The following is a 15,660-nucleotide window of genomic DNA, read 5'->3' on the forward strand; positions in this document are numbered from 1 at the left end:
GTCGTAGGTTCAAATCCTACTCCCGCAACCAAAATTATCGGCCAGATATAAAACACTTAGCCTCGCATAACGCGAGGCTTTTTGCATTCGGGCCATAGCACCCGGTGCTACAACGGTGCTACGCTACACCGCAAACAATAGAACTTTCAGTGACCCCGAATCTCTCCCCAAAAGAAAACCTACCCGCAGTCACCGTCTGTAGGGTCGCCAGTTGCAAAGCCGGTTAAGGTGGCCGTCGTCGAAAAAAATGGCGCGGCGAGATCATACACTTACCCAGCCATCGTGCTGCCTTCCAAAGAGGTGGATGTTTCATTCCGTGTCGGAGGTTACATCGAGTTCTTACCGATCCGCGCCGCAGGGTTTGTAAAAAAAGGTGATATTGTCGCCCGGTTGGACACCCGCGATTTTCAATCGCAGGTTACTTCAACGTCGGCATGGATGAGGTAACGGAACCCTCTGTTTAATCCTACAGCACGCATATCGGCGGCTGCCTGCCAAGGCTGCCGCCGATTTTATTTTTGGTCCATTTAACTCAAGCGATGGCCTTTCAGACTCTCGAAGAGCATCACTACGTCGCTTTTGGAGTTTTCAAGCCTGGGGATCAATTTTTTACACCCTTGTATCGGCTGCTTTGGGCTTTGCACCCGCTTTCGCGGCGTTTTGTCCGAACGGTGGCTATGGAATCGCCAATTTTAGTGTATCGAATGAAGCTGTAAGTCTCAGGTAAATAGCCTGTGAGGCGAACGGCGAGTCCCAATCTGCCCTCAAGGTTTCAATCCGAAGATCACTTTGCTTCAATTCCAATCCGCACAAGTTTCATTCAAACCGACTAGGCGCAGCAACAAACAAGTGTCACTTTGTCCGCGTTGTATGAATTCACGGTTTCAGAATGGCACCAGATTCTGCTGCGATGCGATGAGAAAACCGACGCTGTTGCGGAAATTTCCTCGCTGCGAACGCACACAGCATGAAGCTCGAATTCACAGTCTGGGCTCTCTCTGGAACTCGGAGGCGGCGCAGCATCTACTCGGTCAGATCCCAAGACCACCTTCGAGGACGGCCCATTCCTGCCGTTGGCCAATGGGTCAAGATGCTGCGTTTGCAGCCCACATTGCCGACATTCGCCGCGCGTGCAAAATCTGAAGCAGCTCGAACTCACAGATCGCGGGACTTAGCCACCTTTCGATTGCTTGCTATCAACGACCATTTATAACCAGATGCGGCCATTCTTAGTTTGATATAAGTATGCGGCAGGCCAAGCCGCCAAGATCCGCTGATTTCTCCAATTTCAGTTTGCCGCCGTAAGCGTTCATCAGATCAATACAGATGGCCAAACCCAAACCGGTGCCGCTGACAGAGGTATCCAGTCGACCTCCGGATCGAAGCACTCCTTCACGTGCGTCTTCCGGAATTCCAGGTCCGTCATCCTCAATACAAATCTCAATGCCGCCGTCAACGCGTTTTGCAGCGATGTGTGCTGTAGTTCGACACCACTTGAGCGCGTTGTCGAGGAGGTTTCCAATCACTTCTTCAACGTCCTGAGTGTCCATTCGGGCTTGAAGCCCAGCCTCGCATTCTGTCGTCAGCGATTTTCCCTCGCGCTCTGCCATGACCGAAAACAGTCTGGACAGTCTGGCAACCGAATTTGAAAGATCAGTTCGCGAGTGCGTAAGTTCAGCGGAATTTGACGCACGCATGCGCCCAAGAGACCGCTTGAGTTGGGCATCTATCCTATTCAATGCGTCATCTACAGATCCAGTATCTACACCCGCGTCCGACAAAGTGGCCAGTTCGTTTCTAAGTATCGTTGTCGGCGTTTTCAGCGCATGTGCCAAATCAGCCGCTTGCCGTCGGGAACCAGACACAATTTCACGGTTTCTGTGCAGCAATTGATTGAGATCCTCAACAAGCGGCGAAACCTCTTCTGGGTAATCTTCCGGGATCAGATCATCTCCCTTGTCCCAGCGATGCGCCACATCTGCGCGCAGTTTTCTGAGGGGGACAATAATTGCTGACATCAACAACAGTGAACCGACAACTCCGATCAAGCCGACCAAACCAAAAACCGGAAGCAGGTTGTTCTGTGCGGTCCTGCGTTCGCTGATCAGCTCTCGCCTGCTTTCTGCGACCGTTACGCCCCATTCGGTTCCGTCTTCGAACGTGATTTTCTGATAGACGCTGCGAACCGCCTCATTATCCGGGCCAGTGGTGTTCCAGACGATTGCCTCTTCCCTCACACGTGCAGGTTCGGAAATTGTTTCGTCAAAGAGTGAGGCAGACGTAAATGTGGCTCCTCTGCCATCCGTCACTTGCCAATACCTGCCTGAGTACGGCGTTCTGTAGGCTGGGTCGAACATGAGATCACGCAGAGCCTCGGGGTCGTCAGTGGTCGCGCTCAATCCGACAACGAGTTGCGTGTGCCTGTCACGCAGCGTCTCGTCGAACTGCTCCAGGACGCGGGTGTTGATGTATGAAAATACAACCAACGTTCCGACGCCGACGGAAAGCGCACCTGTTGCGAGGCCACCAAGCAAAGCGCGTTGGCGCAGCGATAGCATCAGGCCGTATCGATCATATAGCCGCGCCCCCTGACCGTTGTAATGAGGTCAGAGCCCAGTTTCTTGCGCAGCCGGGTGACAAAAACGGCGATGGTGTTCGAGTCTCTGTCACCGTCGTATTCATAGATGTGCTCTGACAACTCGGTGCGCGACACCATGCGTCCCATGTTGTGGGCAAGGTATGTTAGGACAGCGATCTCCTGTGCGGTCAGATCAACGGGGATTCCTCCCACACTGACCCGCCCGTTACGCGTATCGAGCGCGACTTCACCCATTTCGATCACCGGATTTAACTGGCCACTCTGCCTGCGCAGGATGGCGCGGACACGTGCGGCCAATTCCGGCATGTGAAAGGGTTTGGTCATGTAATCATCTGCGCCCGCATCAAGACCATCTACACGTTCGCTCCACCCATCGCGGGCTGTCAGGATCAATACTGGCGTCTTAACGCCTGCACTGCGCCATTCGCGCAGGACGGAAATACCGTCGCGTTCTGGCAAACCAATGTCGAGGATGATCATATCGTAAGGTTCAGTCGCACCCAGGTGTTGGGCGTCCGTTCCATTATTGGCCACATCTACCACGCGACCTTCTGTACTTAGAAGTTTCTTAATTTGCTCGCATAGCTGCGGCTCGTCTTCGGCCAGAAGTACTCTCATATTTAGAAACTACAGCCACAACGGTTTTGGATTAAGCCCTATTTTTTACCGTTGCCTTTGCCGTTCCCTCCAGAATTGCCGCCACCATTTCCACCGCTGTTTCCGCCACCATTCCCACCGCCGTTGCCACCGCTATTACCACCGCCGTTTCCACCACCATTTCCACCGCCGTTACCATTGCCGTTGCCACCGCTATTTCCGCCGCCGTTGCCATTTCCACCTGCGTTGCCGTTGTTTCCGTTATTGCCACGGCTCGCAGCGACACCACGATTACTGTTGGCATTTCGATTGTTATTGGCTGCTGTGGGGTTCGAACGGGCAGCTTTCGATATTTGACGACCAACACTGGATCGATTGGAAACGACAGTGCCCGTCTGTGCATTCACAATTACACTGACAATTTTTCCATCAGGTTTTTTAACAAGAATGCGATAGTAAATCTGATCAGCCTGAAACGCGCGCGCATCGACCGGGGTTCCCCCATAGTTTTTCTCGACACCCTTGATAACCCGTTTGAGACGAATTGTGCCACCAGACAGGGTCGCCTTGCGTAGTTCACCTTGCTTGAGCTCACGAGTCTGCGCGGCTGCTTCCCCAATAGGCAACGCAACAAGCAAGCTTGCAACCACCAAGATCATCTTCGCACGCATGTAAAGCCTCGTATTTCCCGGCTGGAGGTTACGCGGCTCGACATGAACCGATGATGAACAATCAGTTAGCCCTGCGTTCAAGCGCCCTCAAGTTAAATGGCAACACGCCTAAGAGATTCGTGCGAATTGAAACGATTGAACACAGCGAGTTGGTTCAAAAAACTGATGCCCGCTGAATTCCACCGAAGAGGTTGACATGAAAACTACCAGTTTGAGTCTGCTAAAAGCATCTACCGTGGTAATCGCGTTGCTGGGATCAGCAGCCATTGTCGCCACCATCGCTGCTCCGGACGTTGCCTTTGCCAAGGAAGGTAAGGGGAATGGCGGAGGCAAAGGTAATGGTGGAGGAAATGGAAACGGCGGCGATAAGGGGAACGGCGGCGGGAAAGGTGCCAAGGGAAGCAGTGGTGACAATAGTTCTGCCGGCAATAAGGGCGGGAAAAAGGGCGCAGACAAAAGCCGCGGTGGGCGAAAAGCGGGAAAGTCTAAAGCCGGAAACTCGAAATCAAAATCTTCGCGTTCTGCTTCAGGAAAAGGCGGTCGTTTTTCTTTGAAGGACATCTTTAGTGGAAAAGGCAAAACCCGGGCAGCCAAGACTTCGAAGAAGGGTGCAACAACAAATGATGGCAAGCAAAAACCAAGAACACACAAGAAACCCTCAAAAACCGTGATTGTTGAGGAATCCATTCGCCCTGCCGTTCGGACAAAGGGCAACAGGATGGCCGCACTTCTTGGTGCTCACCCGTCCGAGTTAGGAGCTCTAAACTCTGCAAATGCAAGCGCTACCGCTTTGGCCAATGCGTCGCCAAATTCTCGTGTTGGTCGAATTGGCAACTATCGTGATACCGTTTTGGCCGGAGAGCCATTGCGTGCAGAACTTGCGGAACAATTGGAAGAACTCACTGGATTGGAGCCACCCGAGCGGACGGTCCCCGAGATCGAGGAAGACCTGCAAACCGCATTGGATGATGTACAGACCAATCAGGAACGCGTCGACGAGCTTGAACAGGAGTTGGAAGACGCCGGTGGAACGGACCCTGAGATCGAAGAACAACTGGAAGAAGCACGCGCGGATTTAGACAATTCGGTTGAAGAGGCAGAGGATCTGGACGATGAACGGCAGGCTGCCGTCGAATACGAAGAAGCGACTGAAGAAGTGCAGGACCTTGTTGATTTGGTTGAAGAGCAGGATTTGACCGAGCGCGAAGCACTGGAAGCCGCTGCCAACAAACCCGTCACCGACGCAGTTGAAGAGGAAGTCAAATCACTTCTGGGTTTGTAACTGCAGATCCAAAATTCTTCAGACCGATTAATCCCCAGTGCTGACCACTCACGGAAGTACTGAAAGCCGGGCCAGTCAAATGCTTCACAGGGATGGGAAGCGGCTGGCCCGCATCTTTTCGGGTAAGGCAATGTATCATAGGTAACGCCTTTGTTCATGATGGTGCACAAAAAAGAAATCCCGCCCCAAGCAGGAGCGGGATTCAGTTTTCAATTCCGAAATTTAGGACGAATATCGGGAATTGTTTGGGGGTCTGCTGAACTGCCTTCAGACGTTTTTTTGTGCCTCAAAAAGTCGCTTGTTGTTGACGATCTCTGTTAGTGCATTTTCGATAGGAGGGAAGCGACTGCTGCTCGATTTGGTCGTGGTTGACAAACGTTCCACAGCAATTTTGCCGGAGGTTTGCATCACAGCTGATGTGCTGGACTCTTCAGTCACAAAGGCAGGCTTTATCATGCTTTTCCCCTTGTCAGTGATCAAACGACATACCACTCGTTCGATCCAACCCTATCATTATGCCTCAGTTTGTTTGAACACTCTGAGAATACATTGTTCATGTTCTGTTAATGTTGTTCGCGAAATAAAGACAAAAGAGTAAATGGGCGACGATGTGGACGAAGAGCATGCTGTATTGGTGCTTTAGTTGGGTTAGGTGATGACACTCTCAGCACACGGTTTCAGTTCACGAGCGATCTACCGCATTGGAAAGCGACACTTCGCTGATGAACTCGCCCAGACCCGCTCAAGATCATATCTAGGTAAAGAAGGCGCCGGAAATGACAAACACTGTTGGAGTTTTGGCGTTGGCCTTGACTGTACAAGGCGCGCCAACTGCAAGCGCAAATCACAGCTTGTGGAGCCAGAATAGAGCAAGTTAGTGGAATTGACGCTACTGCGCCGATTCATGTGAAATCCAAATTCGGACATTGTCCGCCAGGCTTGGCCAAAAAGGCCGTACCCTGTGTATCGCCTGGGTAGGTTAAGAAATATCGACGTGGCGACTACCTCTATGATGGGTATGTCCGCATAGATGATCCCAGCCGTTGGGGATTACGGCGCAATGGATATTACGTGCGAGCCGGAGACTACGTTTACGAATTAAACTGTGAACCGCATGAAGTGCTGAACTTGATAGGGGCAATCGCCGATATTCTGAATTGAGAGATGTTATCGTTTACTGACTTGAAGCTCTGTTTGCGGCCATTCGGATGGATTGCGGCGGTCAAAAGTATGGGATCATAGCCGACTTGAGGCATCGCAGCGACGCCATGGCGGTCACGTGGCCTCCTGCTGCGGCTAATCTCTATTCTGGCCCATCGACCCGGCGGAGAGCGGCTCGTCCAACGTGGGCCAAAGGAGTTGCCGGATTACCTTAGGACGGACGTCGGCCTCCCGCCAGAAGTTGAACGCCCGCCGCCTTTGCTCAGTGATCACGCATACCTCAATTGTGGTTCGACCAAGCAATCAACGCTCTACAGTCCGCCGGTGCAAAAGAAGATTGCGATGTGGACAAATCTGCCCTTCACCTGTTTGGTTTCAATGACCGCTCGCAACCAAACGCGGACATGCCCGATCCGCAGATTGGACAGGAAGCAACTATGGTTGGCCAGGCAATCAAACGTTGGTCATGCGACGAAGTGGGCTTTTGTGCGCAGGCGCATTCTGCGCGGTTGCACCCTGTCGAATTGCGTGCTTTGCAATCGAGTTGCCCTTTGAGCCGGTCTACCACCTCAAACGACACCGAGGCAAAGCGCTTCAGAACCCACTTATGCGTTCTATGAGCCAGTACATCGATAGCGACCCGATGCCATAGGCAGTAATCACAGTCGCCCTTTGGCTAACTGGACGTGCCATCAATCGCCAGATCGCGACAAGAAGCGCCAATGCTGCGACAAAACTCAACTGGCCGGCCTCGACGCCTAGGTTGAAGGCAAGCAAGGCCGCTGGAATATCGTTTGAGGGTAGTCCGATATCTGCCAAAGCGCCTGCAAAACCAAGGCCATGTAAAAGCCCAAACCCGAAACAAACTATCCAAGGTTTCTGTTTCGAAAGCCGGAAACGCCCATCGCCGCCCTTAACAATCTCCATCGCCAGAAAAACGATAGAAAGCGCAATGATGGCCTCGACCGGCGGACCAGGGACATTCAGAAATCCCAGTGTGGCCAGTGCCAGTGTTATTGAATGGGCCAGGGTAAATGCTGTGACTGCGCCCACCAGCCTCCACGGATCACGGACCAGAATAAACAACGCGAAGACAAACAGTAGATGATCCCAACCTTCCAGTATGTGTTCAAAACCCAACTGGAAATACGCGGTGAAAACAGACCATGTGGTCTGTTCAGAAGGTATGTTCTGAACGGCTGTCTCTGGTGTGAACCGAAGCGTCGTGGGCTCAGCCTGCAGGGACTGTACACGGACCAATACGTCGTTCTTTTGAACCTCCAGACCTTCAATCTTGATGGGTAGACCCGCAATATCTGCGCTGCACTCGACAACCCAGGAAGACATCCATGCTCTGCCATCGGAGATCGGGGTAGGGCCGCGCGTCGGGGTGCAACCATCCGGCGCCATCACATCAATTGCCATCGGTTGACCATTCACATCGGGTTTCCGCCAATGAACGCTCCAGGTGTTCGATGTGATTTGGCGAATTTCCAAGTATCCCGGATCAAGCGCATGCGCCGAGGCATTTCCCGCGACCCACGCAATCAGCAACGCGAACAGTAGGCCAAATGCAGCTTTCATTTGGTTTGACCCAAGAGATCGGGCACATTGATCTCATAGTTGTCAGCAAGGATTTCATATTGCACTTGCGCCAAATCTTCACTCATCGTGCGACGCCAATCTCGCAGCACGGCATCGTAAATTTCTGACAATGGCGGTATTTGACTAGGTTCGATGGCCTGTATCTGAACCAGATGGACCCCGTAACCAGACTGGATCGGGCCGGCCCACTGACCTTTATCCAATGTTGTAAGACCCTTGGAAAAGCCTGATCCAAAGACCGAGTCTATCACTCTGGTCGCGGTCAAAGGCATAGATGCAGGCAGCAGTGTCGAGCCGCCCAGGTCGGAAACCTCATCCCCGGCACGCAGGGAGGCCAATACCCTCTCAACTTCAGCTTTGCTTGGCTCCTCACCAATAAAGACCTGAATGAAGGCCAGCTTGTAGGGCGTCGCATAGCGCTCCGAGTTGTTTTGCAAAAAGGCTTCTAAATCTTCGTCTTCCGGAACAACAGACGTGGCGATCGCTTCGGTCAGAAAATCCATTTTTTGACTGAGACGAGACCGGATCACGGAGTCTCCGCGATCAAGGCCAAGCTTTCTTGCTTCTCTGACCAGAACCTCTTCCCGAATTGTTGCATCGGCCAAAGCTTGCAGCTCGGCATCGTTTGGGCGCCGTTTCCACCGTGCTTCAAACTGATCAGACAAAAGCGCGATATCGTTTTCGTCGATTGTTATCGTCCCGAAATCTTCGACAGTCTCATTATTTGGCGCAACGATTTGGAACCAAATGAAAATAGCTGCTCCAATCAGGAAGAAATGGAACAGGGGTTCTTTCAATATTCGCATGAAGGCTCCTGCATGAAACGCGCTCCGGTTTTACGTATCGATGCTGACATCAGTCGATTGAGCATTGCAAGAAAACCAACGCGACGCACAAATCAATCGTCAGGTGAATGTGCCGAGGTAAGGCTTCTACCTCGGTTGCCAACGCCGTGATCGGCAGTGTTACTCTGCCGGTGTGTACCAAATCGGGGAAGAGTACGCGCGTTCCTGATGTGTGAGCACCGCGTCTTCGGGCAATTCGGCGCCAAATCTCAGTTTATCGTAAAGAATCCAACGCGGTGTTGGAATTTCGATCGCACGTACGTAATAAAATGCGCGTGCATCTGGATCGAATTCAGGATCAGACCAAACGGTTACAAGTTCGGCAGTTCCAATTGTGTTGGTCCAACTGGCGGTTTCAACATCTACTGTGTTTCCAACCGCAGGAATCTTGCCGTTTTGGTCAGCAGCACGGTTGTCCGACCACGCCACATCGTAAACCTTTTCCTGCAAGGCACCTTCAGAATCCAGCCATCCCTTTACCACCTGCACGCGATCTAGATTGGCACCAACCGGGTCGCGTAGTGCAGCGATCAGGAATGCGGGCGCACCTTCACCTTCGCGAGGTCGCAGATCCGAACCCATTGGAACACCTTTGGTGTAGCCCACATCAGCAAGGAAGCGAGTTTCAACATCCGCGTCACTGAAATCCCAACCGCCAAAGAACCGCAGGCCGATCCGAGGTCCGGTGGTTGCATAGGTTTCGCGTCGCTTGAACGCATCGAAGATTGCAGCGCGTGTGTTATCGGTTGCCCAAACTGCCGTGTATCCCGACGCGACAAGAAGATCGCCGGGAATTTCGCCAAGGTCATTGGCGATGAAAGGATGCTTTATCCTCGTGGCTGAAGGTTCAACACTGACGGATTTTCCAAAGAAGTTGTCCTCTTCGGCGGTTGCCAGAGACGTATGGCTATCGGTCGCACCGCCCATTCCGAACTTATATGGGTTAACGCCGAACTTTTCTTCCAACAACAAACCGCGCTTCAAAGCTTCTCGGGCGTATTCGCCAGCCAGCATGTCATCTGTTTTCAGCTCGGTTATATCGAGATTGCCGACGTCCCAGTTTTCGTAATCCGCGAATTCATCACCGGGGCTCAGGAAGGGGTGCGCTTCGCCGTCGCCTTTGATCTGAGTGACTTCGTAATGGGGCTCCCATTTCGCGCGCGCGGCCACATATTCCTCGTCTACCTTGCCACCGTGATAGGTGTCTTCGGTTGGGAACATCCATCCGTTCGAAAGGTTGCCGTTATGGGCAAAAGCTACCGCCCGACCGCCCGTTTTTTCTTGATAGTCTTCCAGCCATGCATAGAGCGCCTTTGGGTCGGTATCGCCAAAGGGTGGTTGCGTGACCGGAGGCACCATCTGAAGCGCCCTGATCGGTCCATCACGCAGCATAACGTTTCGATGCAGATTGAAACCCTTGGGTACAGAGGTCCACTCGAACCCGATGAACGCGGTGAAATTGCCGGGGTCGTTATGTTCTTCTGCGGCCAGAACGATTTGCTCCCATGTAAAAGCAAAAGCGTCGGCACCCGGACTGTAAGACTCCAAAAGGATTTCCGGCAGGGTCATTTGCGAGAAGTTGGTAATGATATCGAATGCCGCTTTTCCGGCCTCTTCGCCGCCTGCTTTGTAACCCGTATACCATTCCAAACCTTTTGGATCAGCAAGAATGCCCGGCTTGCCAACCTGAAGATCCGGGGCAAATCCCATTAGGTCAGTGTGGTCCGTGAGAACCATCCAATCCAGAGGCCGCGCAAGTCTTACCGGTTGTCCCGTGGATGAAATGACCTGTTCACCTTTTGCAAAGCGCCAAGCTTCGTCAGGTAGCAGAGTGTTCCCGAAAGCACCCGCGTCCAGCGAAAGCCCGGTGTGAAGATGCGAGTCCCCCCACAGCGGGCGCTCAGGGAAAGTGCGCTCGGCATATGGAGAATACGGTTGATCTGGAAATAAGCCCGCCGCCGCTTCTTCGCTGGGAACAGCGTCGGCAAAGACAGTCGATGATGCCAGCCCCAGTGAGATAGAATAAACAAAAGTTCGAAGCATATTGACCTCCCAATTCAAGATCGCCCGGTGCTGCCGATGGCTTACATCTCAAGAATTAATATTCCTATTTCTCTATATAACATCAATTTTCTATTTGCGGGACTATTCAGATCTCGGCTTTGTCACGCTGGTGCAAGTAGGAGTTTGGCTGACGAAGCTGGTCTTACAATGACCCGATAAGTCATAGCCTCGATTGTTGGGCACAACATCGAGAACGGAAGCTTTGGAGAAATTGCGACTCAGCATTGTTTGAGTTGGTGAATGTCCATCGTGAGCCATGTATGCACTTTTGCAAAGTCGGCAAAGCTGCGCTTAGATGACCTTCTTGGCTATCGCAGCATGGATCATTTTAGGCTCAGAACCGTCATTCGAGATATCGGCTTGGGCTGTAGTTTTTCCTACCCGGGGTATACCCGGCCCCGAGTATACCCCGGGTAGGGAGAAAATCCCTAGGTAGCGCGTCGTATACGTAGGCGTCCTACGTAACGTAGAGCTTTGGCAAGGTGGTGATGGCATTTATGGTTCTACCTCGCTATCGGCATCAATCCATTGCTGATCTGCAGCATCTGGTGTTGGATCCACTGATCCGGGATCGGATTGCGATGGCTTATGAAGCCAATGAGGATCGAGCTAATGACGTCGCTGGCATGGCCATATGGGCGAGTGTGTCGGAACAGGTGGATAAGAAAATCCGCGAGCAGATCAAGGTCGGTGTCTGGCCGTTGCGTTTGAAGCCTGAGGATTGGGTCAGCGGTGAGTTCAATTGGCTTTTGGATGTGATTGAGCCTGATCAGAAGACGACAATGCGCGTGTTGGCGAATTTCAAACAAGTTGCGAAGAATGGGGACTTGCGGTTGCATCCTGTGATCGGGCGCTTAGTGGATAAGGAAACGCTAAAAAAGATAGGCGCGTCGCAGGGAGCAGCTCACTGAGAGGATGACTGGGATCCGGCGTGGATGAAAGCAATGCCTTTTGTCAGTTGAACCTGAATAGAAAAGACGATTGTGGAGACGCAGCATGGCCTACGGATTTGGTACACCATCAACCTACGGAAAGTTCTTCCCAGATGGCGAGTTTCTTGGCTTTTATGACGACTATCTGGAAGCGCGCTTTCAGGAACTATCTGCCAAGGGAGAGGCCGGGCAGGAGTTCTTCACTCAATTCAGGAGTGACCTGATTCGGAACATGCATCGCGGTATTGAGCCTATTGCTGAGGATCTGTTGCCTAAGCGGTATTCTCTTGCGAAGCCATATAAATCGCTCGGGGATATTATTGATCTTGGATATGCGATCGCGGTTTCGGCACCACTTCTCAAGCTTACCGAGGCGTTGGATCCCGGACGTCATCAGGTCTGGCCCATTGAGGTTATCCTGCCTTCGGGAGAGGCTTATCCCACGGAGTACTTTATGCTCCGGGTCCTGAGTCAGCTTGATCCATTCGACAAAGAGAAAAGCGATCCCAGTTGTTGGAAAAAATCCGGCCGGATAATAAAAATGATGCGCCCCAAGGAAAACCATGCACATGGAATTGCTTTGTCGCGCAATGTGGTCGGGGATCATCATATCTGGCGGGGTCTTGTCACGCCCGAGACCGGCATTTCAGGGTTCAGTTTCTATGTGTCGGACAGGCTGAAGGCTGCCATTGACGAGGCGGGTTTGAAAACGCCACCATTTTATCAGTTGAAGGAAGTGTGAAAGCCGCATCAACCAGACTGGCTTGAACAAACGCACCGCCGTTTTTTCGTTGAAAGAGATTTGAGATGACAACTTCACTTCAGGGGCACGATCTGGTTCCACGCGAAATTCTGAAAGCGGGGTCAGAAACGGGTGATTTGTTTGCAAAATATCTTCCTGGATATTCGGTCAATGGCGCTTACAATTTCGTTGTAACAGGTGACAGCCCGGCGGTGGCATTGCAGTTAAACAAGCTCGTTCACGACAAAAGTCACGTCTGGCTCAACGATACCTTGAAGGACTTGTTGAGGGACTTCAAAACAGACTTTCCTGATGAAGTGGACCGCTCAAATCCTACTCCCGCAATAGCCACTTAGCCTCGCAACTCGCGAGGCTAAGTATGTTCTGCCGAGAATTAGCTTCCCAACCATTGCGGCGACAAAAGGACGGCGATCTTGTCAAAACGTCATAGCAATGGGTGATTTCGTCAATAAGGTGCCTGCGCTCAGGACAGACCGTTCGCCATACTTCAAAGAAATAAAGTATGGAGGCCAGCATTGAGTTGGAATATCTGCGTAGTCGGTGCAGGGAAGATTGGTCAGATGATCGCTGCCTTGCTAAAAACCTCGGCTCATTATTCGGTTACGGTTGCCGATCATGACCTTGCGGCGCTATCTGCGTTTAAGAAACGCGGGATCTCTACCCGACAGATTGATGCCCGCGACAGCGAGGATCTGGAACGGGGTCTTGCAGGGTTCGACGCGGTGATCTCCGCCGCTCCTTTCTTTCTGACACCGGCGATTGCGAACGCGGCCAAAGCTGCCGGGGCGCATTACTTTGACCTGACCGAGGATGTCGCCGCAACCAACGCCGTACGCGAACTGGCGCAGAACAGCGAAACAGCGTTCATGCCGCAATGTGGTTTGGCGCCCGGATTTGTCGGGATCGCAGGCGCGGCATTGGCTGCGGAATTCGATGATATCGACAGCCTGCATATGCGGGTGGGGGCGCTGCCGCTCTATCCGACCAACGCATTGAAATACAATCTGACCTGGTCAACGGATGGGTTGATCAATGAATATTGTAACCCGTGCGATGCCATCGTGAATGGCGAGCGGGTGAAGACTGCGCCGCTCGAAGATTATGAACTGATCGGACATGATGGTGTTGAGTACGAATGCTTCAACACATCGGGAGGGCTAGGCACACTGCCCGAAACGCTTGATGGCAAGGTGCGGGCGGTATCGTATCGTTCGATCCGATATCCAGGCCACCGGGATATTCTGCGCCTGCTGCTGAATGATCTTGGACTCGGACAACGGCGGGATCTGCTGAAAGAGATTTTTGAGACCGCATTGCCGCGCACCGATCAGGATGTTGTATTGGTCTACTGTACCGCTAAGGGCATAGTTGATGGTACGCTGCGCGAGAAATCCCTGATCAACAAATCCTTTGCCCGCACCATCGATGGGCAGGTATGGAGCGCGATTCAGATCACCACCGCAGCCGGTGTGCTGGGTGTTGTCGATCTGATGCGGACGGGTGTTTTGCCTTCGAGAGGCTTTGTCAGGCAAGAGCAGGTGAAGCTTGCTGATTTCCTGAACACCGAATTTGGCCAGCTCTATCGTGCTGGCGATGTCACCGAACAGAACAAGGCGGCCTGAGATATGAAAGACGTTGCGATGACTGCTGAATCGACATTTGCAAATTTGAACCTGAGTGCAGCTGAGCTGACTGGTGGAACATTGCGGGTGACCTCGCCGATCGATGGAGGACTACTGGCCGAGGTGCATGAGACGCCCGTGTCCGAGATGGAGGCCATCTTTGCACGTTCGAAGGCGGCGTTCAAAGCCTGGCGCGTCGTGCCTGCGCCGCATCGCGGCGAACTGATCCGCCTGCTGGGTGAGGAACTGCGCGCTGCCAAAGATGATCTGGGTGCACTGGTCAGTTGGGAGGCCGGCAAAATCACCTCGGAAGGTCTGGGCGAAGTGCAGGAGATGATCGATATCTGCGACTTTGCGGTGGGCCTATCGCGTCAGCTTTATGGTCTGACGATAGCCTCCGAGCGACCGGGGCACAGGATGATGGAGACATGGCATCCTGCTGGGCCGGTGGGGGTGATTACGGCCTTTAATTTCCCGGTGGCCGTGTGGTCGTGGAATACCGCATTGGCACTGGTGTGCGGTGATCCGGTGATCTGGAAACCATCCGAGAAGACCCCTCTGACCGCGATGGCGTGCCAAAAGATCTTCGAGCGCGCCCTGGCCCGGTTTGGGGATGCGCCTGATGATTTGCTGCAGACACTGATTGGTGGGACTGCGCTGGGTGAGGCTTTGGTCGCCAGCGAAGACGTGCCAGTGGTCTCGGCCACGGGTTCTACAAGAATGGGCCGCGCCGTTGCACCGGTCGTGGCACAGCGTTTCGGTAAATGCATTCTGGAATTGGGTGGCAATAATGCGATGATTATTGGCCCTTCAGCGGATTTGGAAATGGCGGTGCGGGCAATTGTGTTCTCGGCCGTTGGGACAGCAGGTCAACGGTGCACCACGCTGCGCCGTCTGATTGTGCATAATTCGATCCAAGCTGAACTGGTTGCGCGCCTCAAGAAAGCCTATTCCGGCCTACCAATTGGTGATCCGCTGGCCGAGGACACTCTGGTTGGGCCGCTGGTCGATGAGGCATCTGGCAATGCGATGGCCGCAGCGCTCAGGGCCGCTGAAGCCGAAGGCGGCACCGTGTTCGGTGGCAATCGTGTAACCAAAGGCGTGCCGGGCGGCGTATATATGGAGCCCGCAATTGTCGAGATGCCCGGCCAGACAGCGACCGTTAAGACCGAAACCTTTGCTCCGATCTTGTATGTCATGGGTTATGACGATTTTGCTGAGGCAATCGAGATCCAGAACGATGTGCCGCAGGGTCTGTCCTCGTGTGTATTCACTCTGAACATGCGCGAAGCCGAGCAGTTCCTGACCGCCGCCGGATCCGATTGCGGCATTGCCAACGTCAACATTGGCCCCTCGGGTGCCGAGATCGGCGGTGCGTTCGGCGGTGAGAAGGAAACCGGGGGCGGGCGCGAAAGTGGCTCGGACGCGTGGAAGGCTTATATGCGCCGCCAGACCAATACGGTGAACTATTCGGCTGAACTGCCATTGGCACAGGGCGTCAAGTTCGACATCTGACCAC

At 53.0% G+C, this 15,660-nt stretch carries 14 protein-coding genes; 6 read left to right on the forward strand and 8 right to left on the reverse strand.

What is annotated here, in order from left to right; translation table 11 throughout:
- Positions 1–1,229 precede the first annotated feature (1,229 nt).
- The 4 genes from BLU89_RS17185 to BLU89_RS21350 form a co-directional block, all read right to left on the reverse strand.
- A complete protein-coding gene (locus BLU89_RS17185) occupies positions 1,230–2,558 on the reverse strand; it encodes a sensor histidine kinase (protein WP_074738316.1) in 1,329 nt (442 codons plus the stop codon).
- Positions 2,558–3,217, reverse strand: a complete 660-nt coding sequence (locus BLU89_RS17190; RefSeq protein ID WP_074738318.1) for a response regulator transcription factor — start codon at positions 3,215–3,217, stop codon at positions 2,558–2,560. The genes BLU89_RS17185 and BLU89_RS17190 overlap by 1 nt, the downstream gene beginning before the upstream one ends.
- Positions 3,218–3,255: 38 nt before the next feature.
- Positions 3,256–3,867 carry a PepSY domain-containing protein gene (locus tag BLU89_RS21590; protein WP_176797720.1) on the reverse strand — a complete coding sequence of 204 codons (612 nt, stop codon included), beginning with the start codon at positions 3,865–3,867 and terminating at the stop codon, positions 3,256–3,258.
- A 108-nt stretch (positions 3,868–3,975) separates the two neighbouring features.
- On the reverse strand, positions 3,976–4,554 hold the full coding sequence (locus tag BLU89_RS21350; protein WP_143030601.1) for a hypothetical protein: 579 nt from the start codon (positions 4,552–4,554) through the stop codon (positions 3,976–3,978).
- 31 nt (positions 4,555–4,585) lie between these two features.
- Here BLU89_RS21350 and BLU89_RS21355 point away from each other — a divergent pair, with 31 nt between their 5' ends.
- Entirely contained in the window at positions 4,586–5,149 is a 564-nt protein-coding gene (locus BLU89_RS21355; RefSeq protein ID WP_143030602.1) for a hypothetical protein, read from the forward strand.
- 267 nt (positions 5,150–5,416) lie between these two features.
- On the opposite strand, the gene BLU89_RS17205 is transcribed toward BLU89_RS21355, so the two are convergent.
- From BLU89_RS17205 to BLU89_RS17225, 4 genes are all read right to left on the reverse strand, one after another.
- On the reverse strand, positions 5,417–5,605 hold the full coding sequence (locus tag BLU89_RS17205; RefSeq protein ID WP_074738322.1) for a hypothetical protein: 189 nt from the start codon (positions 5,603–5,605) through the stop codon (positions 5,417–5,419).
- A gap of 1,299 nt (positions 5,606–6,904) precedes the next feature.
- The gene (locus BLU89_RS17215; RefSeq protein ID WP_074738324.1) at positions 6,905–7,894 is read right to left on the reverse strand and encodes a HupE/UreJ family protein; all 990 of its coding nucleotides are present in this window, start codon (positions 7,892–7,894) and stop codon (positions 6,905–6,907) included.
- Entirely contained in the window at positions 7,891–8,721 is an 831-nt protein-coding gene (locus BLU89_RS17220) for a peptidyl-prolyl cis-trans isomerase (protein ID WP_074738326.1), read from the reverse strand. Before BLU89_RS17220 ends, BLU89_RS17215 begins: the two co-directional genes overlap by 4 nt.
- Positions 8,722–8,880: 159 nt before the next feature.
- Positions 8,881–10,803: a DUF3604 domain-containing protein gene (locus BLU89_RS17225; protein ID WP_074738328.1), complete on the reverse strand. Its 1,923-nt coding sequence runs from the start codon at positions 10,801–10,803 to the stop codon at positions 8,881–8,883.
- 506 nt (positions 10,804–11,309) lie between these two features.
- Here BLU89_RS17225 and BLU89_RS17230 point away from each other — a divergent pair.
- The 5 genes from BLU89_RS17230 to amaB all read left to right on the forward strand — a co-directional run bounded on the left by BLU89_RS17230 (position 11,310) and on the right by amaB (position 15,656).
- Complete coding sequence (locus BLU89_RS17230; RefSeq protein ID WP_281241188.1) at positions 11,310–11,735, forward strand: toxin-activating lysine-acyltransferase; 426 nt, start codon at positions 11,310–11,312, stop codon at positions 11,733–11,735.
- 85 nt (positions 11,736–11,820) lie between these two features.
- On the forward strand, positions 11,821–12,498 hold the full coding sequence (locus tag BLU89_RS17235) for an imm11 family protein (RefSeq protein ID WP_074738330.1): 678 nt from the start codon (positions 11,821–11,823) through the stop codon (positions 12,496–12,498).
- Positions 12,499–12,563: 65 nt separating this feature from the next.
- Entirely contained in the window at positions 12,564–12,854 is a 291-nt protein-coding gene (locus BLU89_RS17240; protein ID WP_074738332.1) for a hypothetical protein, read from the forward strand.
- A gap of 180 nt (positions 12,855–13,034) precedes the next feature.
- Positions 13,035–14,141 carry a saccharopine dehydrogenase family protein gene (locus BLU89_RS17245; RefSeq protein WP_074738334.1) on the forward strand — a complete coding sequence of 369 codons (1,107 nt, stop codon included), beginning with the start codon at positions 13,035–13,037 and terminating at the stop codon, positions 14,139–14,141.
- Between the two features lie 3 nt (positions 14,142–14,144).
- Positions 14,145–15,656: an L-piperidine-6-carboxylate dehydrogenase gene (gene amaB, locus BLU89_RS17250; protein WP_074738336.1), complete on the forward strand. Its 1,512-nt coding sequence runs from the start codon at positions 14,145–14,147 to the stop codon at positions 15,654–15,656.
- Positions 15,657–15,660: the final 4 nt, after the last annotated feature.

The organism is Ruegeria halocynthiae (assembly GCF_900106805.1).
Taxonomy (GTDB): domain Bacteria; phylum Pseudomonadota; class Alphaproteobacteria; order Rhodobacterales; family Rhodobacteraceae; genus Ruegeria; species Ruegeria halocynthiae.